The 20346-nt window shown below is 71.9% G+C and carries 19 protein-coding genes; 9 read left to right on the top strand and 10 right to left on the bottom strand.

Going from position 1 to position 20346, the window contains the following annotated elements; genetic code table 11:
* Positions 1–10: 10 nt before the first annotated feature.
* A complete protein-coding gene (locus ACZ7L6_RS05625; protein WP_471920694.1) occupies positions 11–1249 on the bottom strand; it encodes a DUF1727 domain-containing protein in 1239 nt (412 codons plus the stop codon).
* A 111-nt stretch (positions 1250–1360) separates the two neighbouring features.
* Between ACZ7L6_RS05625 and def the strand changes: the two genes are divergently transcribed.
* Complete coding sequence (def, locus tag ACZ7L6_RS05630) at positions 1361–1906, top strand: peptide deformylase (RefSeq protein WP_471920695.1); 546 nt, start codon at positions 1361–1363, stop codon at positions 1904–1906.
* Between the two features lie 64 nt (positions 1907–1970).
* On the opposite strand, the gene ACZ7L6_RS05635 is transcribed toward def, so the two are convergent.
* Positions 1971–2615 carry a TetR/AcrR family transcriptional regulator gene (locus ACZ7L6_RS05635; protein WP_471920696.1) on the bottom strand — a complete coding sequence of 215 codons (645 nt, stop codon included), beginning with the start codon at positions 2613–2615 and terminating at the stop codon, positions 1971–1973.
* A 185-nt stretch (positions 2616–2800) separates the two neighbouring features.
* Here ACZ7L6_RS05635 and ACZ7L6_RS05640 point away from each other — a divergent pair, with 185 nt between their 5' ends.
* Complete coding sequence (locus tag ACZ7L6_RS05640; protein WP_471920697.1) at positions 2801–4027, top strand: acyl-CoA dehydrogenase family protein; 1227 nt, start codon at positions 2801–2803, stop codon at positions 4025–4027.
* Positions 4028–4159: 132 nt separating this feature from the next.
* Here the strand turns inward: ACZ7L6_RS05640 and ACZ7L6_RS05645 are convergent, their stop codons facing one another.
* The 5 genes from ACZ7L6_RS05645 to ACZ7L6_RS05665 form a co-directional block, all read right to left on the bottom strand.
* Entirely contained in the window at positions 4160–4396 is a 237-nt protein-coding gene (locus tag ACZ7L6_RS05645; protein ID WP_030054037.1) for a DUF6213 family protein, read from the bottom strand.
* 25 nt (positions 4397–4421) lie between these two features.
* The gene (locus tag ACZ7L6_RS05650) at positions 4422–5816 is read right to left on the bottom strand and encodes an NADP-dependent succinic semialdehyde dehydrogenase (RefSeq protein WP_471920698.1); all 1395 of its coding nucleotides are present in this window, start codon (positions 5814–5816) and stop codon (positions 4422–4424) included.
* A gap of 76 nt (positions 5817–5892) precedes the next feature.
* Positions 5893–6372, bottom strand: a complete 480-nt coding sequence (locus ACZ7L6_RS05655) for an NUDIX hydrolase (protein WP_471920699.1) — start codon at positions 6370–6372, stop codon at positions 5893–5895.
* Positions 6369–7907, bottom strand: coding sequence for an ATP-dependent DNA ligase (locus ACZ7L6_RS05660; protein ID WP_471920700.1), 1539 nt, complete (start codon positions 7905–7907; stop codon positions 6369–6371). Before ACZ7L6_RS05660 ends, ACZ7L6_RS05655 begins: the two co-directional genes overlap by 4 nt.
* A 51-nt stretch (positions 7908–7958) precedes the next feature.
* On the bottom strand, positions 7959–8900 hold the full coding sequence (locus ACZ7L6_RS05665; protein ID WP_471920701.1) for an NAD(P)/FAD-dependent oxidoreductase: 942 nt from the start codon (positions 8898–8900) through the stop codon (positions 7959–7961).
* 77 nt (positions 8901–8977) lie between these two features.
* Between ACZ7L6_RS05665 and ACZ7L6_RS05670 the strand changes: the two genes are divergently transcribed.
* The 6 genes from ACZ7L6_RS05670 to ACZ7L6_RS05695 all read left to right on the top strand — a co-directional run bounded on the left by ACZ7L6_RS05670 (position 8978) and on the right by ACZ7L6_RS05695 (position 14227).
* Positions 8978–9550 (top strand): helix-turn-helix domain-containing protein, encoded by a 573-nt coding sequence (locus ACZ7L6_RS05670; RefSeq protein WP_471920702.1) that lies wholly within the window; start codon positions 8978–8980, stop codon positions 9548–9550.
* An 87-nt stretch (positions 9551–9637) separates the two neighbouring features.
* The gene (locus tag ACZ7L6_RS05675; RefSeq protein WP_471920703.1) at positions 9638–10615 is read left to right on the top strand and encodes an NADPH:quinone oxidoreductase family protein; all 978 of its coding nucleotides are present in this window, start codon (positions 9638–9640) and stop codon (positions 10613–10615) included.
* A complete protein-coding gene (locus ACZ7L6_RS05680) occupies positions 10612–11793 on the top strand; it encodes an acyl-CoA dehydrogenase family protein (RefSeq protein WP_471920704.1) in 1182 nt (393 codons plus the stop codon). Before ACZ7L6_RS05675 ends, ACZ7L6_RS05680 begins: the two co-directional genes overlap by 4 nt.
* On the top strand, positions 11790–12866 hold the full coding sequence (locus ACZ7L6_RS05685; protein WP_471920705.1) for an acyl-CoA dehydrogenase family protein: 1077 nt from the start codon (positions 11790–11792) through the stop codon (positions 12864–12866). The genes ACZ7L6_RS05680 and ACZ7L6_RS05685 overlap by 4 nt, the downstream gene beginning before the upstream one ends.
* A 192-nt stretch (positions 12867–13058) precedes the next feature.
* The gene (locus tag ACZ7L6_RS05690; RefSeq protein WP_471920706.1) at positions 13059–13922 is read left to right on the top strand and encodes a phosphatidylinositol-specific phospholipase C/glycerophosphodiester phosphodiesterase family protein; all 864 of its coding nucleotides are present in this window, start codon (positions 13059–13061) and stop codon (positions 13920–13922) included.
* Positions 13923–14032: 110 nt separating this feature from the next.
* Positions 14033–14227 (top strand): hypothetical protein, encoded by a 195-nt coding sequence (locus tag ACZ7L6_RS05695; protein WP_107912016.1) that lies wholly within the window; start codon positions 14033–14035, stop codon positions 14225–14227.
* 3 nt (positions 14228–14230) lie between these two features.
* Here the strand turns inward: ACZ7L6_RS05695 and ACZ7L6_RS05700 are convergent, their stop codons facing one another.
* Both ACZ7L6_RS05700 and ACZ7L6_RS05705 read right to left on the bottom strand, forming a co-directional pair.
* Complete coding sequence (locus ACZ7L6_RS05700) at positions 14231–15469, bottom strand: phosphodiester glycosidase family protein (protein WP_471920707.1); 1239 nt, start codon at positions 15467–15469, stop codon at positions 14231–14233.
* 77 nt (positions 15470–15546) lie between these two features.
* Positions 15547–15906 (bottom strand): DUF779 domain-containing protein, encoded by a 360-nt coding sequence (locus tag ACZ7L6_RS05705; protein WP_471920708.1) that lies wholly within the window; start codon positions 15904–15906, stop codon positions 15547–15549.
* A 77-nt stretch (positions 15907–15983) separates the two neighbouring features.
* Between ACZ7L6_RS05705 and ACZ7L6_RS05710 the strand changes: the two genes are divergently transcribed.
* On the top strand, positions 15984–19130 hold the full coding sequence (locus ACZ7L6_RS05710; protein ID WP_471920709.1) for an ATP-binding protein: 3147 nt from the start codon (positions 15984–15986) through the stop codon (positions 19128–19130).
* On the opposite strand, the gene ACZ7L6_RS05715 is transcribed toward ACZ7L6_RS05710, so the two are convergent.
* Entirely contained in the window at positions 19120–20340 is a 1221-nt protein-coding gene (locus ACZ7L6_RS05715; protein ID WP_471920710.1) for a cytochrome P450, read from the bottom strand. The two genes, ACZ7L6_RS05710 and ACZ7L6_RS05715, sit on opposite strands and share 11 nt — an antisense overlap.
* Positions 20341–20346 lie beyond the last annotated feature (6 nt).

Raw genomic sequence — 20346 nt, forward strand, 5'->3', positions numbered from 1 at the left:
AATCTGGTGATCAGTTGCCGACGCGGCGGCGCAGGTCCTGGAACGCGGTGTAGTTGGCGATGACCTCGATCCGGCCCGGCGGGCTCATCTGCACGGCCTGGTCGAGGTTGTCGCACACCTGGAACTGCTGGTTCGCGACCTCCAGCCGCACCGCGAGGTCGAGCTTGCGGTCGCCGATCACGCAGATCGGGTGCCCGGTCAGCCGCGTGTAGTCGACGTCCCACAGCCAGGAGGTGTCGGTGCCGTCGGCGCTGCGCGCGTTCACGGAGAGGATCACCGGGGTCGGCGGCGGGTCGATCAGGGAGAACGTCTCGAGCCAGCCGGCCGGGTTCTTGGCGAGCAGCAGCCGCAGATCGCGCTCCTGGAACTGCACGACGTCGTACCGCCCGGCGACGGCCTGCACCTGGTACATCCGCTCCAGGGCCACCTGCGGCGGCACGCCGAACACGGCGGCGACGGCGGCCGAGGACGCGGCGTTGGCCTTGTTGGCGCGTCCCGGCAGCTGCAGATGAATCGGCCAGGCGGACCCGTGCGGATCCAGGACATGATCCCCGGACAGCGCCCAGCTCGGGGTGGGCCGCCGGAAGCCGCACTCACCGCAGAACCAGTCGTCGCCAGGCCGCTGCATCACGCCACCGCACGACGGGCAGGACCAGGCGTCGTCCTTCCACATCTGCCCGGCGGCGACCCAGATCACATTCGGGGACGAAGAAGCCGCCCACACGACCAGCGGGTCGTCGGCGTTGGCGACGATCACGGCCTTCGACCCCGCGAGCCCCTCACGCCAGTTCTCGGCGAGCATCCGGGTCTCGGCGGCACGGTCCAGCTGGTCACGGGAGAGGTTGAGCAGGGCGATGCACTTCGGCTCGGTGTCCCGGGCGACGCCGGCGAGGTACTTCTCGTCGACCTCGATCACGCCGTACCGGGCTTCGGACCCACCGGCCAGTGCCGAGGTGATACCGGCAGGCATGTTGGCGCCTAGCGCGTTGGACACGACCGGACCCGCGGCCCGCAGGGCCTCCGCGATCAGCCGGGTCGTCGTGGTCTTGCCGTTGGTCGCCGAGACCAGGACGACGTCCAGGTTCTGGGCGAGCTTGGCGAGAAGGTCGGGGTCGAGTTTGAGTGCCACCCGGCCACCGATCACCGAACCGCTCCCGCGCCCCGCGGCGCGCGATGCCGCCGCGACCGCCTTGCCCGCGGTCACGGCCAGCTTGGCCCGCGGCGTGAGCGGGTCCGAGTTGCCTGCCATCAGTTCTCGATCCTCCTTGCGTACGCGCCGCGCCTCTGCCTGACGGCAACGTGGTGGTGGTCAGCCTATCGAGATCCATTCGCGCTCCCGAATCGCCGTACCCTTGCGGCCATGCGGAACAGCCCCATTCCGGGCGCGCACGGGCGCGTCCGTCCCCTCACCCTGCTCGGCGACGCCGCGCTGCGCGAGCAGTGCCGGGAGGTGACCGACTTCGGCCCCGAGCTGGCGGCGCTGGTGGACGACCTGTTCGCGACGATGTACGCGGCGCAGGGCGTGGGCCTCGCGGCGAACCAGGTGGGGGAGGCGCTTCGGGTGTTCGTGTACGACTGCCCGGACGACGATGAAGTACGGCACCTGGGACATGTGGTGAACCCGCGGTTGGTGGAGACGGACGGGGTGGTGATCCGCGGGCCGGAGGGCTGCCTGTCCCTGCCGGGCCTGGAGGCGGGGACGGAACGCTACGACCACGCGGTGGTGGAGGGCTTCACGATGACGGGTGAGCCGATCACCGTGCACGGGACCGGCTTCTTCGCTCGCTGTCTCCAGCACGAGTGCGACCACTTGGAGGGCAGGGTGTACGCGGACCGCGTGAAGGGCTGGCGCCACAGACGCTTGATGCGACAGGTGGCCCGATCTTCTTGGCGCCGGGGCAGGTGACCCACTCAGGGGCGCGGGGAACTGCGCGACCAGCCCCCACGAGCCCGCAGATGGAACACGACTCTCAGAACCCCGGACCTCCCATTTTGTCCCCCGCAGCTGCAAGACGACCCCACAACAGGTCGGCCAAACTGCGCACCAACTCGGCCCGGGAACACGGCCGTTCCCCAAGCCACCAGTCCCCGGCGGCGTGCATCATCCCGACAATCCCGTGCCCCCACACCCGAGCCAACTGCTGACTCCCGGGCCCGAGATCCAACCGCTCCTCGATGACGGTGGCCAGCTCCTCACCCATCCTGCGGAGCAACGGCGCCGAGTGCTTCCCGACATCGAATCCCTGGTCCCCGGCCTGACCGCCCTCCGCCGGATGCATCAGAAACCGATACACCTGAGGCCGTGCCTCGATCGCCGCGAGGTACGTGTCCAGCGTGGCCTCAACGCGCTCGCGCCGATCGGCAGGGGCATCCAACGCCGCCCGCAGTGAATCCAGCAGCGCGTCCGTGTGCCTCTTGGCCAACGCCGCGTAAAGCCCACCCTTGTCGCCGAAGTGCCGATACAGAATCGGCTTGGTGATGCCCGCCTCCGCCGCGATCGCGTTCATCGACGCCTGTGGGCCGTCGCGCAGCACCACCCTGTCGGCGGCCTCCAGCAGCTCACGCCGACGGCGGTCGGCGGACCGCTGCTGATCGGTCCGCTGTGTGGTGTCCATGAGCTCTCCCCACCCGTGCTGAATCGATGACGCCTGCGCAAACTAACACTCAACCTGGCTCCATCATCGAACGGGCTACCGACGAGTCATCGTCGGTTGACTTTACCTACCGACGGGTAACAAACTAGGGTTACCGCTAGTAACAAGCATGCACGTAGCCATGCACGTACGCCGCTGGAGGGGACATGGCCGAGTTCACCATGGAGCTCAACGACGAACAGAAGGAAGTCCGGGACTGGCTCCACGGTTTCGCCGCCGATGTGATCCGCCCCGCGGCCGCCGAATGGGACGAGCGTGAGGAGACTCCCTGGCCGGTCATCCAGGAGGCCGCGAAGGTCGGTATCTACTCGCTCGACTTCTACGCCCAGCAGTACTTCGACCAGACCGGCCTCGGCATCCCCATGGCGATGGAGGAGCTGTTCTGGGGCGACGCGGGCATCGCCCTGTCGATCGTCGGCACCGGCCTCGCCGCCGTCGGCGTCCTGGCCAACGGCACCGAGGAGCAGATCGGCACCTGGGTGCCCCAGATGTACGGCGACGCCAACGACGTCAAGCTCGCCGCGTTCTGCTCCTCCGAGCCCGACGCCGGCTCCGACGTGGCCTCGATGCGGACGCGTGCCGTGTACGACGAGGCCAAGGACGAGTGGGTGATCAACGGCACGAAGACCTGGGCGACCAACGGCGGCATCGCCAACGTCCACGTGGTCGTCGCGGTCGTCGACCCGGAGCTGGGCTCCAAGGGCCACGCGTCCTTCATCGTCCCGCCGAACACGCCGGGCCTGGCTCAGGGCCAGAAGTTCAAGAAGCACGGCATCCGCGCCTCGCACACCGCCGAGGTCATCCTGGACAACGTGCGGGTCCCGGGCTCCTGCCTGCTGGGCGGCAAGGAGAAGCTGGACGAGAGGCTGGCGCGGGCCCGGGAGCGGGCCAAGGCGGGCGGCGAGCGGGTGAAGAACGCGGCGATGGCCACCTTCGAAGCTTCGCGGCCGGCGGTTGGTGCGATGGCCGTGGGTACGGCCCGCGCCGCGTACGAGGTCGCCCTCGACTACGCCATGACGCGTGAGCAGTTCGGGCGGCCGATCATCGACAACCAGGGTGTGGCCTTCCAGCTGGCCGAGATGCGGACGCAGATCGATGCCGCGCGGCTGCTGGTGTGGCGTGCGTCCTGGATGGCGATCAACGGGAAGCCGTTCACGGCGGCCGAGGGGTCGATGTCGAAGCTGTTCGCGAGCGAGACTGCGAAGAAGGTCACGGCTCAGGCGATACAGATCCTCGGGGGCAACGGCTACACGCGGGAGTACCCCGTGGAGCGGATGCACCGGGACAGCGCCATCTACACGATCTTCGAGGGGACGAGCGAGATCCAGCGGCTGGTGATCGCCCGTACGTTGTCGGGGATGCCGATTCGGTAGCGCCGTCGGGGTTGCTGCGCGATGCGGCCCGCGGCTGCGTCGTGGCTGGTCGCGCCCACGCGGCGGAGCCGCACATTGATACAGCCCCGCGCCCCTAGGGGGATGTCCGCACCCGGCACTGCACCGCCACCCCTACGGCGTGGTGCCGCTGCTGTGCGCAATGCATGCCACATCAATACGATCCGCGAGCTTCGCCAGCTCAATGGTCAACGCGGCCACCGTGTCCTCGTCGAGGCCGTCCTCCCCGGCCTCGACGAGGTGCAGCCACCGACCACCCACGGTGCGCAGCAGCTTGCTCACATCGGCGGCAGCCACCTGCAAGGTCCCGCGGTCATCGACGATCAGCGGCAGAGTAACTTCGCGGTTCACACCCGGGATCGTAGTCGCGCAGCGCTCACGCACCGTGCCAAACGGTGGTGATGTTGCAGAACTCCCGGATTCCGTGCCCGGACAGCTCACGCCCGTACCCGGACCGCTTCACGCCGCCGAACGGGAACGCCGGGTGGGAGGCCGTCATCCCGTTGACGTACACGCTGCCGGCCTCCAGATCCCGTACGAACCGGTCGACCTCGGCCTCGTCCCGGGTCCAGACGTTGGAACTCAGTCCGAACGGCGAGTCGTTGGCGATGAGCACCGCCTCGTCCAGATCCCCGGCCCGGTACAGCGTGGCGACCGGTCCGAACGCCTCCTCGCGGTGGATCCGCATCTCACGGGTGATGCCGGCGAGGACGGTCGGCGGGTAGTACCAGCCGGGCAGTTCGGGCCGGCGGAGCCGGTGGCCGCCGCACAGCACCTCCGCTCCACTGCGCCGGGCGTCGTCGACGAGTTCCTCCAGATCGTCCCGCCCCTTCTCGCTCGACAGCGGGCCCACCTCCGTCTCCTCCTGCATCGGGTCGCCGACCACCAGCGCCTTCATGCCCTCGACGAAGCGCTCGGCGAAGGCGTCGTAGACGTCCGTGTGCACGATGAACCGCTTGGCGGCGATGCACGACTGCCCGGTGTTCTGCACCCGCGCGGTCACCGCGACCTGAGCGGCCCGGTCGAGGTCGGCCGAAGGCATGACGACGTACGGGTCGCTGCCGCCCAGCTCCAGCACCGTCTTCTTGACCATTTCCCCGGCGGTGGAGGCGACCGCCCGGCCCGCGGGCTCGCTGCCGGTGAGGGTCGCCGCCTTGACGCGTTCGTCGCGCAGGACGTCGTCGACCTGTCCGGAGCCGATGAGGAGGGTCTGGAAGCAGCCCTCCGGGTAGCCGGCGCGGTGGAACAGGTCCTCGAGGTAGAGGGCGGTCTGGGGGACGTTCGAGGCGTGCTTGAGCAGGCCGACGTTGCCCGCCATCAGCGCGGGCGCCGCGAACCGGACCACCTGCCAGAGGGGGAAGTTCCACGGCATCACCGCGAGGATCGGCCCCAGCGGGCGATAGCGCACCCGCACCCGCGAGGCGCCGGAGTCCTTCACGTCGAACTCGGCCGGCTCCTCGTCGGCGAGCAGGTCCTCGGCGCGGTCGGCGTACCAGCGCATCGCCTTGGCGCACTTGGCGACCTCGGCGCGGGCCTGCTTGATGGGCTTGCCCATCTCGGTGGTCATCACGCGGGCGATGTCCTGCTGGTCCTCTTCCAGGAGCGTCGCGGCCTGGAGCAGCAGACGACCGCGGTCGACGAAGCTGGTCGCCCGGTATGTGCGGAACGTGGCCTCGGCGAGCTGGAGCCTGCGCTCGATCTCCTCTGCGCCCATGGCCTCGTACGTCTTGAGCGTCTCGCCGTTCGCCGGGTTCACCGTTGCGATGGGCATGACCGACCTCCTGGGAGCGGACTGTTGTTCCGACCTTCGCGCGCGGCGGGGCGGACCGCAACGCGGGTACGGCTGCTCAGCCCGAGTGCTCCGCCAGGCGGTCGAGAAACGCGGCCTGGGCCTTGACGATCACCTCCCGAGCCCGGTCCAGGCCCAGCCACTCCACCCGGTCCAGTTCCGGGAACTCCTGCGTCCGTCCCGAGTGCGGCGGCCACTCCATCGGGAACGTTCCGGGCACCGCCGTCGCCGGGTCGAGGTCGGCCTCGACCGCCCAGACCGTGACGATCTTGCCGCCGGCCTGCTTGACCTCGCCGAGCGGTACGGCCTCCCCGTCGGGCGGTGGCAGCCCCAGCTCCTCCTGGAACTCGCGGCGGGCCGCCTCCCAGGGCGGCTCGGACTCGGGCTCGTACTCGCCCTTCGGCACCGTCCACGCCCCGGCGTCGCGCTTGGCGAAGAACGGGCCGCCCATGTGGCCGAGCAACACCTCCAGGCCGTCATCGGTGTGGCGGAAGAGCAGTAGGCCGGCGCTGCGTTTCGCTCCTGAAGAGGTCGTCACGGCTTCACCTCCGGGTGGGCGGCCAGCAGGGTCTCGACCGTGTCGGCCTCCTCCGGCCGTTTGTCCTCGCGGTAGCGGACCACGCGCGCGAAGCGGAGGGTGACGCCGGCCGGATAGCGGGTGGAACGCTGCAGGCCGTCGTAGGCGATCTCGACGACGAGTTCGGGGCGTACGGTCACCACCCAGCCGTTGTCCTCGACGGCCAGCTCCTGGAGCCGCTCGGTCTGCCAGGCCAGCATCACGTCGGTCATGCCCTTGAAGGTCTTGCCCAGCATCGCGAAGCCGCCGTCCGCCGTGCGGGCGCCCAGGTGGAGGTTGGAGAGCTTGCCGGTACGGCGGCCGTGGCCCCATTCGGCGGCCAGCACCACCAGGTCGAGGGTGTGGACGGGCTTGACCTTCAGCCAGGAGGCGCCGCGCCGACCCGCGCTGTACGGGGCGTCGAGGGCCTTCACGACGACTCCCTCGTGGCCGCGTTTCAGGGTCTCGGCGAGGAAGTCCTCGGCCTGCGGGAGGTCCTCGGGGCCGGACACGAGCGTGCGGCGCACCCGCATCGGCTCGGGGACCAGCCGGGCGAGTTCCGCGTGCCGCTCGGTGAACGGCAGGTCGAGCAGGTCGTGGTCGTCGACGGACAGGGCGTCGAAGAAGACGGGGGAGACGGGGACCTCCTGGGCCGCCGTCGCCACGTCCACGCGGGAGCCGACGCGCCCGGCGGTCTCCTGGAAGGAGCGGGGACGGCCCTCGGAGTCGAAGGCGATGACCTCGCCGTCGAGGATGAAGCGCTCACCCCTCAACTCCAGGGCGGTCGAGGTCAGTTCGGGGAGGCGGTCGGTGATGTCGTCGAGGGTGCGGGTGTAGATCCGTACGGTGTCGCCGTCCCGGTGCACTTGTACGCGGATGCCGTCCAGCTTCTCCTCGACCGCGCAGGCGCCCAGCTTGTCGACCGCCTCGGTCACGGAGGAGGCGGTGTGCGCCAGCATCGGCAGGACCGGTTGGCCGACGGTGAGCCGGAAGCGGGCGAGGGCGGCGGGGCCGTCCGCGAGCAGGGCCTCGGCCACCGTCTGGAGCGACCCGGCGAGCATCACCGCCCGGCGCACGTCCGCCGGCGGCGCCCCGGTCGCCTGGGCCAGGCCCTCCACGGCCACGGCGTCCAGCGCGCCCTGCCGCACCTCGCCGGTGATCAGCGCGATCAGGAAGCGCTGCTCGTCCTGCGTGGCCGCGCCCATCAACTCGCCGATCAGGCGGGCCCGTTCGGCCTGGGAGCCGGTGCCGGAGACCTTGCCGAGCTCGGTGAGCCGGGCGTCCACCTCGCGCACGGTGAGGGACGGTTCGGCGGCCGGGGCGACCGGGCGGCTCAGCACCTTCCAGCCGATGCCGAGCCGCCCCTGTGGCAGCCGTCCCGCCAGATACGGGATGACGATGGGCACGTCGTCCGCCTCGGCGTCCCGGAAGAGCTCCGCCAGCAGAGCGATCTTCCGGGAGCGGGCCGAGGTCGCGGCGACGTCCTGGGACACCTGGGCCAGCCGGGTGAGCAGCATGCAGCCATGGTCCAACGGAGGCGGCTCCTCCACACCCCCACGGCCGTGGTCCTATGCCTGTACGGCCCTGTCGAGGTCGCTCATCAGCAGCTCCCCGTTGATGAAGGCCCCCGCCCGGTAGCCGCCCGCCGCCGCGTTGATGACCTGCTCGGAGAAGCCCATCACGTTGCCTACCGCCCAGACGCCCGGCACGGAGGTGAGCCCCGTCGGGTCGACCACCGGGTACGCGCCCATGGGGGTCTCCTGGAGCTCGGCGCCGAGCTTCTCCAGCAACCCGGTCTGCGGGACCGCGCGCGGCGCGACGAACAGCACCTCACGCGCGTGCACCGTGCCGTCCGCGAGACGTACGCCCGTGATCCGGTCGTCCTCGATCACCAGCCCCGCCACCTCACCCGGCACCACCTTCACCCCGGCCGCCGCGAGCCTGCGCAGGTCCTCGTCCGACAGATCGTCCTCGGCGACCTCGTGGAGGAAGAAGGTCACGTCCTTCGACCACTGCGACACCACGAGCGCCTGGTGCACGCTCATCGGAGTCGTCGCCAGCACGCCGAAGGCCCGGTCGCGGACCTCCCAGCCGTGGCAGTACGGGCAGTGCAGCACGTCCTTGCCGAAGCGCTCGGCGACGCCGGGGACGTCCGGCAGCTCGTCCTCGAGGCCGGTGGCGATGACCAGCCGCCGGGCGTGCACGTGCCGGCCGCCGGCCAGCGCGACCGCGAAGCCCTCGCCGCGCTCGACGTCCACGACCCGGTCCCGGACCAGCTCGACGCCGTATCGCGCGATCTCCTCGCGCCCGACGGCCAGGAACTCGGGGGGCGGCATACCGTCCCGGGACAGATAGCCCTGCATATGGGCGGCGGGCGCGTTGCGTGGTTCGCCGGCGTCGACGACGAGGGTGCGGCGCCGGGCGCGGCCCAGGACGAGGGCGGCGGACAGGCCGGCCGCGCCGCCTCCGACGACTACGACCTCGTACTGCTCGGTGTGCTTCTCGGTCATGGTGACCACCTCCACGACGACGGTCGCTCCGGAGGCGCGGGATTGACAAACGTCTTTGCCGATTCTGCAATACGGGTATGAGTACCGACGACGTTCTCGCCGAAGTGGGGCCGCGGCTCAGGAGGCTGCGCAAGGACCGGGAGGTGACGCTCGCGGCGCTGTCCGAGACGACCGGCATCTCCGTGAGCACCCTGTCCCGGCTGGAGTCCGGTCTGCGCAAGCCCAGCCTGGAGCTGCTCCTGCCGATCGCGCAGGCCCACCAGGTGCCGCTGGACGAGCTGGTCGGGACGCCGCCGGTGGGGGACCCGCGGGTGCGGGCCAAGCCCCTCGAACGGCACGGACGCACCTACTGGCCGCTCACCCGGCAGCCCGGCGGCCTCCAGGCCTTCAAGGTGCTGGTGCCGCAGCGCAGTGAGGAGCCCGAGCCGCGCACCCATGAGGGGTACGAGTGGTTGTACGTGCTGTCCGGGCGGCTGCGGGTCGTGCTGGGCGAGCACGACGTGGTGCTCACGGCGGGAGAGGCGGCGGAGTTCGACACGCGGGTGCCGCACTGGTTCGGGTCGACGGGCGAGGGGCCGGCGGAGTTCCTGAGTCTGTTCGGGCCGCAGGGGGAGCGGATGCACGTACGGGCGCGCCCCCGGAAAGCGTGACGGACGCTACTGTTCCCTGATGGGCAAGCGACCGCTTAGTATGCGAAGCGACCCCGGTCAGACGAAGCAGTCCCGTGGAGGCCCCGCATGCAGGCATGGCAAGTGCACCAGAACGGCGAGCCGAGCGAGGTGATGCGCCTCGAGGACGTCGGGACGCCCACGCCCGGTGACGGCCAGGTCCTGCTGAAGGTGCGTGCCGCGAACATCAACTTCCCGGACGCGCTGCTGTGCCGGGGGCAGTACCAGGTCAGGCCGCCGTTGCCGTTCACGCCGGGCGTGGAGATCTGCGGCGAGACCGAGGACGGGCGCCGTGTCCTCGCCAACCCCGCGCTGCCGTACGGCGGTTTCGCCGAGTACGCCGTCGCGGACGCCGCGGCCGTCCTGCCCGCGCCCGAGGCACTGGACGACGCCGAGGCCGCCGCCCTGCACATCGGCTACCAGACCGGCTGGTTCGGGTTGCACCGCCGGGCCGGTCTGGAGGCCGGGGAGACCCTGCTCGTCCACGCTGCCGCCGGAGGGGTCGGCAGCGCGGCCGTGCAGCTCGGGAAGGCCGCCGGCGCCACCGTCATCGGTGTCGTCGGCGGCGCCGAGAAGGCGGCCGTGGCCCGGGAGCTGGGCTGTGACGTCGTCATCGACCGGCGCGCCGAGGACGTCATCGCCGCGGTGAAGGAGGCCACCGGAGGCCGTGGCGCCGACGTCATCTACGACCCGGTCGGCGGCGAGGCCTACGCCCAGTCCGCCAAGGTCGTCGCCTTCGAGGGCCGGATCGTGGTCGTCGGCTTCGCGAGCGGCACTATCCCCAGCCCGGCGCTCAACCACGCCCTGGTGAAGAACTACTCGATCCTCGGCCTGCACTGGGGCCTGTACAACACCAAGAACCCGAAGCTGATCCAGCACTGCCACGAGCAGCTCACCGAGCTGGCCGCCCGGGGCGCGATCAAGCCGCTGGTGAGCGAGCGTGTCCCGCTGGGCGGGGCCGCGGCCGCCGTGCAGCGCGTCGCCGACGGCGTCACCACGGGCCGTGTCGCCGTGATTCCGGGACTCACCGAAGGAGGAGCGGCATGACCGACGCCGCCGAACTGCGCCGCCGCACGGCGGAGCTGCTGGCCGCCCACCCGCCGGCCACCACCGACCGCCTGGACTTCCTGCGCGCCCGCTTCGACGCGGGTCTGGCGTGGGTGCACTACCCGGAGGGCCTCGGCGGCCTCGGGGCGCCCCGCTCCCTCCAGGCCGTCGTGGACGCCGAGCTGGAGGCAGCCGGCGCCCCCGACAACGACTCGCGCCGCAACGGCATCGGGCTCGGCATGGCCGCCCCGACGATCCTCAAGTACGGCACCGAGGAGCAGAAGCAGCGCTATCTGCGGCCCCTGTGGACCGGTGAGGAGGTCTGGTGCCAGCTCTTCAGCGAGCCCGGCGCCGGCTCCGACCTCGCCGCGCTCGGCACGCGCGCCGTCCGTGAGGGCGACGACTGGGTCGTGAACGGGCAGAAGGTGTGGACATCCGGCGCGCACAACTCCCGCTGGGCCATCCTCATCGCCCGCACCGACCCGAACGTGCCCAAGCACGCGGGCATCACGTACTTCCTCTGCGACATGACCGACCCCGGCGTCGAGGTCCGGCCGCTGCGCCAGATCACCGGCGAGGCCGAGTTCAACGAGGTCTTCCTCACCGACGTCCGCATCCCCGACACCTGCCGCCTCGGTGAGATCGGCGACGGCTGGCGGGTCGCGCAGACCACGCTGAACAACGAGCGCGTCGCCATCGGCGGCATGCGGCTGCCCCGCGAGGGCGGCATGATCGGCCCGGTCTCCAAGACCTGGCGCGAACGCCCGGAGCTGCGCACGCACGACCTGCATCAGCGGTTGCTGAGGCTGTGGGTCGACGCCGAGGTCTCCCGCCTCACCGCCGAGCGCCTGCGCCAGCAGCTCGTCGCCGGACAGCCCGGCCCCGAGGGCGCCGGCATGAAGCTGGCCTTCGCCCGCCTCAACCAGGAGATCAGCGGCCTGGAGGTCGAACTGCGCGGCGAGGAGGGCCTGTTGTACGACGACTGGACCATGCGCCGCCCGGAGCTGGTGGACTTCACCGGCCGCGACGCCGGCTACCGCTACCTCCGCTCCAAGGGCAACAGCATCGAGGGCGGGACCACCGAGGTCCTGCTGAACATCGTCGCCGAGCGCGTCCTGGGCCTGCCCGCCGAGCCGCGCACCGACAAGGACGTCGCGTGGAAGGACCTGGCCCGATGACCGATCTGCTCTACTCCGAGGAGGAAGAGGCACTGCGGGCCGCCGTACGGGACCTGCTCTCCGACCACTGCGACGCGCCCGGTGTCATCGCGCGCACCGAGTCCGACGCCCCGCACGACCTCGCGGCCTGGAAGGCCCTGGCCGACGGCATGGGCCTCGCCGGCCTCCTCGTGCCCGAGGCCCAGGGCGGCCAGGGCGCCACGCACCGCGAGGCCGCCGTGGTGCTGGAGGAACTGGGCCGCGCGGTCGCTCCGGTGCCGTATCTGACGAGCGCCGTCGTCGCCACCGAGGCGCTGCTGGACTGCGAGGCGGACGACCTGCTCGCCGAGCTGGCGTCCGGCCGGACCATCGGCGCCCTCGCCGTCGGGCTGCACACCGCCCCGGGCGCCGCCTTCCCGTCCGTACGGCTCGAGAACGGCGCTCTGCACGGTGAACTGACCGGCATCGCGGACGCGGCGGTGGCGGACGTCCTGCTGGTTCCCGCGGAGGACGGCGGGCTGTACGCCGTGGACGCCGACGCGGTGACCATCACGCCGCAGGTGTCCTTCGACCTGACCCGGCCGTTGGCGACGGTGGCCTTCGACGGCGCGCCGGGGCGTCGGCTGGGCGACGCAGGGCCCGCCGTACGACGGGCCCTGCGTGCCGGGGCCGGGTTGCTGGCCTCCGAGCAACTCGGCGTGGCCGACTGGGCGTTGACCGAGACGGTGCGCTACCTGAAGGAGCGCAAGCAGTTCAACCGTCCCGTCGGCGGCTTCCAGGCGCTCAAGCACCGGCTCGCCCAGCTCTGGCTGGAGGTCGTCAACCTCCGTGCCGCCGCCCGCAACGCCGCGGACGCGCTGGCGACCGACGACGAGGACCTCGACGTGGCCGTGGCCGTCGCCCAGGCCTACGCGGCGACCGTCGCCGTGCACGCCGCCGAGGAGGCGCTGCAACTGCATGCCGGTATCGGCATGACCTGGGAGCACCCGATCCATCTGTACCTGAAGCGGGCCAAGGCCGACTCGATCGCCTACGGCACGGCGGGCGCCCACCGTGCCGCGGTGGCCGAACTCGTCGACCTCCAGGCTCCCTGACGTACACCTGCACGAACCACGCGGAAAGCCCGCCCGACCTGGGCGGGCTTTTTCGTGTGCCCTGCACCGACGAAGTGAACACAGGACGGCAGTCCGGCCAACTCGCCGCCCAGCTCTGCTGTTTCGGTCCTTCGGAATCGCATACTCGCAGCGGTTCCCTACGCCCGAACGCCCCTGTCAGGGAGGCAGAGCATGGCCGTCACCACCCGTCGCAGAGCCCTCACCACCCTCGGCGCCGCCCTCGCGGGCACCGTCGCCCTGCCCGGCACCCGCGCGCTGGCGGGCGAACGGCAGCACCGCCCGCGTCCGTTGTGGCGGGCGCACGCCCACAACGACTACGAGCATCCGCGTCCCCTCTTCGACGCCCTCGACCACCGCTTCGGCAGCGTCGAGGCGGACATCTTCCTCGTCGGCGGCCAACTGCTCGTCGCCCACGAGGCGTCCGAGCTCGACCCGACCCGCACCCTCGAGTCCCTCTACCTGGACCCACTCGCCGCCCGCGTCAAGGCCAACCACGGTTCCGTCTACCGCGGTTACCGCAGGCCGCTGCAGCTGCTCATCGACATCAAGACCGAGGGGTCGTCGACGTACCTCGAACTCGACCGCCACCTGCGGCGCTACAAGCACCTGTTCACGACCTACGCCCACGGCCGCGTCCTCCCGGGCCCCGTCACCGCCGTCATCTCCGGCGACCGCGCCGCCCGCGGGCCCATGGAGGCGCAGAGTGTGCGCCGCGCCTTCTACGACGGCCGGCTCGCGGACCTCGCCGGCTCGGCGCCCGCCTCGTTCATCTCGCTCATCAGCGACAACTGGACGCTGAACTTCACCTGGCTCGGCGACGGCCCGTTCCCCGACGCGGAGCGGCAGAAGCTGCACGGCATCGTCCAGGCGGCCCACGCGCGCGGTCAGCAGGTGCGCTTCTGGGCGACCCCGGACGTGGCCGGCCCCGCACGGGACGCGCTGTGGTCGGAGCTGCTCGCGGCCGGCGTGGACTACCTGAACACCGACGACCTGGCGGGCCTGGAGGCGTTCCTGGACGCCCACCGGCCGGCGTAGAACCACACGTTCGGCGGACAGGTCAGCCGCCCGGACCAACCCTCCGCTACGCCACACTTGCGGCCGAACGCCGTGAACCGGGCGAGGCGGCGTGGCGGAGGAGGTTGACGATGGCCATTTCCATCTCTGTGGTGCTGCTGCTGTTCATCCTGGCGGTGATCTTCGTACGCAACGGCGGGCTGAAGATCACCCATGCGCTGGTGTGCCTGCTGCTCGGCTTCTACCTGGCCAGCACCAGCATGGCGCCGACCATCAACAGCGGTCTGACGGCGACGGCCGACATCGTCAGCAGCCTGCGGCCGTGACCGTCAGGGCGTCGAGAAGACTCCGATGCCGTTGGGGACGGTGCGTTCCCTCCCGTCGGACGGGTGGTTCCGTACGGAGACCGCCGCTTCTCCCGGCGCGCGGGCGACCAGGGTCGAGGAACCGCCGCCGTCCAGGCTGAAGGCGTCCACCGAGCCCAACTCCCGCATGACCGACGCCACCTCCGCGATGGTCAGCCCCGAGCGGTACTCGCGCGCGCCGTCCAGGGCGAACAGCAGCAGGCGCCGGCCGCCGTCCGCGATGCCGACAGCGGTGCGCACAGCCGCGGTTCTGTCGTCCAGGCCGGGCAGCGGCTGTCCGTCGTCGAGCACCGGATAGCCGCCGAGCGCGAACTCGTACGGGATCCGGGACGCCGCCGCCACCAGCCGATGCCGCACCTTCACCCGCTCGCCCGTGAAGAACTTCCGCAGCTGCTGCGCGCCCGCCTCCCGGCCCACGAGCACGGTGGTGTCCGGGGCGATCGGCCCGCTCCCGGGGGCGTCGGCGGTCGACACCACGCGATCGCGGCGCACCGTCACCTCGTAGGTGTCGGTGCTGCACGGCGCAGCCCGGTCCGTGTCCGTGCCGCACGTGGCGCGCACCCGGGATGCGCTGCCCCACGCCGCGGTGAACGCCCCGATGGAGCCCACCGGCAGCGCGTACTGGTTGAGCCCGCGCAGCGGCAGCCGGCCCTCCGGCGTACGGACCGAGCCGGCAAGGCTCAGGTCGTCCATCCGGGCCCGGCGGTCGACGCCCACGCCGATCACGTCCTCGGTGCTCGTGCCGGGCGGCAGCGCCGGTCCGAAACGCTGACCGTTCGGCACCGCCGCCTTCAGCGTCCGGCCGCGCGCGATGGCCGGTCCCACGCTCGCGCCGGTGGCCTCGACGCCCGGGTGCTGGGTCTCGCTGATGTTGAAGAAGTCACCGTTCACGCCCGCGACGGCACCCTGCGCGGTGGCCAGCTGCGAGACCGTTGCCCGCTGCGCCACCGCTCCCGGGTACAACAGATCGAGACGGACGTGTGGATTGCGCAGGTCCACGCTGAGCACGTGGGCGTGCGCCGGGCCCTTCTGCGCCGCGATGTCGAACTCCTGGTACCGCACGCCCGGCGCGATCCCGATGTCCCCCTGCGCCGCGCCGGCCGGTGCCGCCCCCACCAGGGCCACACCGGCCAGCGCGCTGAGTGCCGTGAGCAGCGTGAGTGCCGCTCTGCCTGCATGAAACCGTTTCTGACGACGCGTCACAGTCTCCCCCCTGAGGTCTCGTCAAATGTCCCAGGACTCGGGGGAAGTGCACCAGACGGCGATGACCTGCGGGGTTGCTAGCTGCCGACGACCCGCGAACGGGTGAGGAAACGCACTCCCTCGGGCGCCTCCAGCGAGAAGCCGCTGCCCCGGCCCTCGACGACGTCGACGATCAGCCGGGTGTGGCTCCACACCTCGTACTGACTGCGCGACATCCAGAACGTCACCGGCTCCGCCACCCCCTCGACGTCCAGCTCCGCGAGCAGCACGTCCGAGTCACCCGTGCGGAACTCGCCCTCCGGGTAGCACATCGGGGCGCTGCCGTCGCAGCAGCCGCCCGACTGGTGGAACATCAGCGGGCCGTGCGTCGCGCGCAGGCGGCGCAGCAGGTCGGCGGCGGCAGGGGTGAGTTCGACGCGCGGGGTCTCCTCATACATGCGAGCAAGGACAGCACGGGCAACGTTGCGAGAGCGTTGCACCCGATCCGACCACCCGTTCTGACTAACCTGCATGGGTGACCATCGAGTTGACGCTGCTGACGTCCGTCTCCCACCGGGGCGAGGAGATCACCGCGCCCCGGCTGCGCGCCCTGCTCGCGCTGCTGGCCGGGGAGTTGCGGTCCGGGTGCGGGGCCGGGCGGCTGGTCGACGGGCTGTGGCCCGACGAGCAGCCCGAGAAGCCCACGAAGGCCCTGCAGATCCTGGTGGCGCGGACCCGTAAGCAGCTCGGTGCCGAGGTCATCGCCAGCACCCCGACCGGCTACCGGCTGGCCCTGCGCGAGGACCAGGTCGACGCCGGTGCCGTCCTGCTGTTCGCCGCCGCGAGCGCCGAGAAGGCACGAGCGGGGGATCACTCGGGCGCTCTCGCCGAGGCGGAGGAGGGGCTCGCGCTGTGGGACGGCGACCCGGCCGGGGAAGCGGCCCCGGTCGGCGACGCCGTCGGCGAGCTGCGCGCCGAGCGGGCCGTGACATACCGCGCGCTGGTCCGCTCCCGTGCGCTCGCGCTGGCCCGCCTCGGCCGCCGCGCAGAGGCCCTGGACCCGCTCACCGAACTGTCCGCAGAGCATCCCCGCGACGAGGAACTGCTCCTGGAACTGATGCGCTGCCAGACGGCCACCGCCGGTCCGGCCGCCGCCCTCGCCACGTACGACACCCATCGGCGCCGGCTGCGCGACGAGCTCGGCACCGACCCCGGGCCCGCCCTCCAGGAGCTGCACCAGGAGCTGCTGCGCGGCGAGGCACCCGTCGTCCGGCGCGGGGTGCCGCACGATCCCAACCCGCTGCTCGGCCGGGACGCCGACGTCGCCGCCGTGACACGGCTGCTGCACAGCGCCCGCGTGACCTCGGTCGTGGGCCCCGGCGGGCTCGGCAAGACACGGCTCGCGAGCGCGGTCGCGAGGGACGCCGAGCAGCGCGTCGTGCATCTGGTGCCGCTCGCCGGCGTCCGTCACGACGCCGACGTCACCGCCGAGGTCGCCTCCGCGCTGGGCGTCGGCGACAGTCCGCGCCTCGGTGCCGGGGGCGATGTGATCACCGGCATCGTGGGCGCGCTGGGCTCAGGGCCCGCGCTGCTCGTCCTGGACAACTGCGAGCAGGTCGTACAGGGAGTCGCCGACCTCGTACAGGCGCTCGTCTCGCGGACGAGGGACCTGCGCGTCCTCACCACCAGCCGCGCCCCGCTCGGCCTCTCCTCCGAGACCGTCTACCCCTTGCCCGAGCTGGACCTGGCCACCACCGTCGAGCTGTTCGAGCAGCGTGCCCGCGCCGCCCGCCCCGACGTGGACCTGCCCGCCGACGCCGTGACCGCCCTGTGCCGTCGCCTCGACGGACTGCCCCTCGCCACCGAACTCGCCGCCGCCCGGGTACGGGTGATGTCGGTGCCGGAGATCGCCCGCCGTCTGGAGGACCGGTTCGCACTGCTGAGGGGCGGCCCCCGGGACGCGCCGCAACGCCACCGCACCCTGCACGCCGTCGTCGACTGGAGCTGGAACCTCCTCGACGAGGAAGGGCAGTCCGCCCTGCGCGCCCTGTCCGTCCTCCCCGCGGGATTCACCACCGAGGCCGCGGAACACCTCGTCGGCGGCTTCGACGTGTTAGGAGTCCTGGAGGATCTCGTCGACCAGTCCCTGTTGAAGGTGACCGACACGCCGTACGGCACCCGCTTCCGGATGCTGGAGACGGTACGGGAGTTCGCCGCCGCCCACCGGGAGCGGGCCGGCGAGGACGCGGCCGTCACGGAGCGGTTCCTGCGCTGGGCGCGGGAGTTCGGCGTCGCCCACCACGACGCCCCGTTCGGCGCCGACGCCTTCACCTCCTGGCACCTGGTCCGCGCCGAGCAGGACAACCTCCTCCAGGCGCTGCGGTTCGCCCTCGCCCGCGAGGATCCGGACACCGTCGCTCCGGTCACCGCCGTGCTGGGGAGCCTGTGGAGCACCGAGGCCGGCGCCCACTACGCCCGGCTGGCAGCACTGGCCGAGGACACCGCGGTACTGCTCTCGCACTACCGGCCCGCCCCCGACTACGTCGAACCGGCCCGCACCGCCACCGCACTGCTGACCGCCAACGCCCTCCTCGGCATCGGCCCCGGCGCCGTGCGCACCCTCGTGGCGCTGCGCCGGCTGCCACCCGCCCCGCCGGACACCCTGCTGCGCGCCATGGCGACGGTGCTGAGCGCCCTGCCGGAGGCACTCGCGCCCGGCGGCCGTGGCGGCCTCGACGCGCTGTGCGCCAGCGACGCACCGCTGGTCGCCTGCATCGCCAACGGCGTCGCCAGCTATGTCTGGGAGTACGACCAGCAGCCGGACCTCGCCTACGCGGCCGCCCGCCGGATGCTCGACACGGCCGGGGACGGCAACGGCCCGCTGCTGCGGATCTGGCCGGGCGCGCGGTTCGCCGAACTGTGCCTCCAACTGGAGCGCGGCGCGGAGGCGATCGGCCCGATGCGGGACGCGCTCGCCGCTCTGGAGGAGTCGGGCGAGTGGACCGACTCGATCGGCCTGCGCTGGGGAGTCATGCTGGCCCGCCTCCAGGCCGGTGACCTCGACGCGGCGGAACACTGGCTGGAGCAGGCGCTGCGACACCAGCCGGAGGGTGCCGCGTCCGACCCGCTCACCCCCGACCTGGGCGCCCGTGCGGAGATGGCGCTCGCGCGCGGCGACGTCGAGACGGGTCTGGGGCTGTGGCGCAGGGCGCTGGACCGGATGCAACACGGTGTGAGCCTGACCCCCGGCGGTGAGGAACTGATGGCGACCTGGCTGCCGGAACTCCAGGCGGCCGCCGTCATCGCGCACGCGCGGCACGGCCGCATGGACGTCGTCGACCGCCACCTCGCCACCTTCCCCGGCCGTCTCACGGCCCTGCTGGCCCGCTCCTCGGCCGTCCCGCCGACGGAGTTCCCGCTGTGCGGCGCACTGCTGCTGGCCCTCGGCACGGCCGACCTGGCGAAGGGGGACAAGGGCGGCGTACGGCTGATCGCGCTCGCCGAGCGGCTGAGATACCTGCGCACCTTCCAGCCGACGATGTCCTCCGCCCGCGCCCGGGAGGCCGCCGAGCACGCCGACAGGGCGGCCTACGAGGACGCGGTGTCCACGTATGCCGCCCTGGACGCGGAGGGGCTGCGCGCGACGGCCCTCGTCGTGGCCCGGGACAGGCTCACAGCCTGACCGGCAGGCCCAGCAGATGGAAACCGTCGCCGGGCCAGTGCCCGAACCGCACATCGCCGCGGTCCACGACCAACTCCGGTGGTGCGGGCCGTCGTACGAGAAGCTCCTCGAACACCACGCCCGTCACCAGACGGCCGAGGGCCGCGCCGATGCAGTAGTGCGGGCCGTGCCCGAAGGCCAGGTGACCGTCGCCGCGACCGAACTCCCGGGTCACGTCGAGGCGTTCGGGGGCCTCGTACGCCGCCGGGTCGTGGTCGGCGCCGAACAGCGCGACCGTCACCGCCTCTCCCTTGCGCAGCCGTGTACCGGCGAACACGAAGTCCTCGGTGGCGTACAGCGTGGCGCCCACGCGCACCAGCGTGACGTACCGCAGGAGTTCGGGGACCGCGCGGCCGAGCAGCTCCGGGTCGGCGCGCAGCCGCTGGAGTTGGTCCGGGTGGTCCAGCAGGGCGAGCACGGCGTGCGCCAGGAACAGGGCGGGCGGGGTGATGCCGGTGTTGATGAGCAGGAAGAACACGGTGACGATCTCGTCGTCGGCCATGCCGCCGTCCGCGAGGAGCGCCGACACCAGGTCGTCGGCCGGTTCGGTACGACGCCGGGCGACGAGGCCCTTCGTGTACTCGACGATTCCGCCGAGCCCCTCCAGGACGCGGCTGCCGTCGCCGTACGCGAAGTCCCGGATCCACCCGCAGACCTTGTCCTGGTCGGCCGCGTCCACGCCGACCAGCGCGCAGATGACGGCCGTGCTGAGCGGGTAGGCGAACTCGGCCAGCAAGTCGGCCTGTTCGCGTGCGGCGAGGGTCTCGATCAGCTCCCGCGCCGTCTTCTCCACGAAGGGGCGCAGCGCGACCACCCGGCGGGCGGTGAAGGCGCGGGTGAGGGGGCTGCGGCGGCGGGTGTGCTCGTCGCCGTCGAAGAGGGCCAGGTGCCCGGATAGGTACCGGGCGTACTCGGGCGGGATGCCGTCGGCGCCCTGCGCCAGCAACTCCGCCTGCGGGTCGGGCATGTCGGAGCCGGGGATCGAAGACCGGTCCCTGACCAGGCGCGGCTCGCTCAGCGCGGCCTTCACGTCCTCGTACCGGGTGACCAGCCGTACCGGGGTGTTCAGGCCGGGCAGGACGACATGGCCGAGGCCGGGGCGGGAGCGGAGGTCGGCGTAAGCGCCGATGGGGTTCTCGACGAGTTCGGGGGTGAGGTGCACGGCGGCCATGGTTGC

This window comes from Streptomyces sp. NPDC107522 (assembly GCF_055657525.1).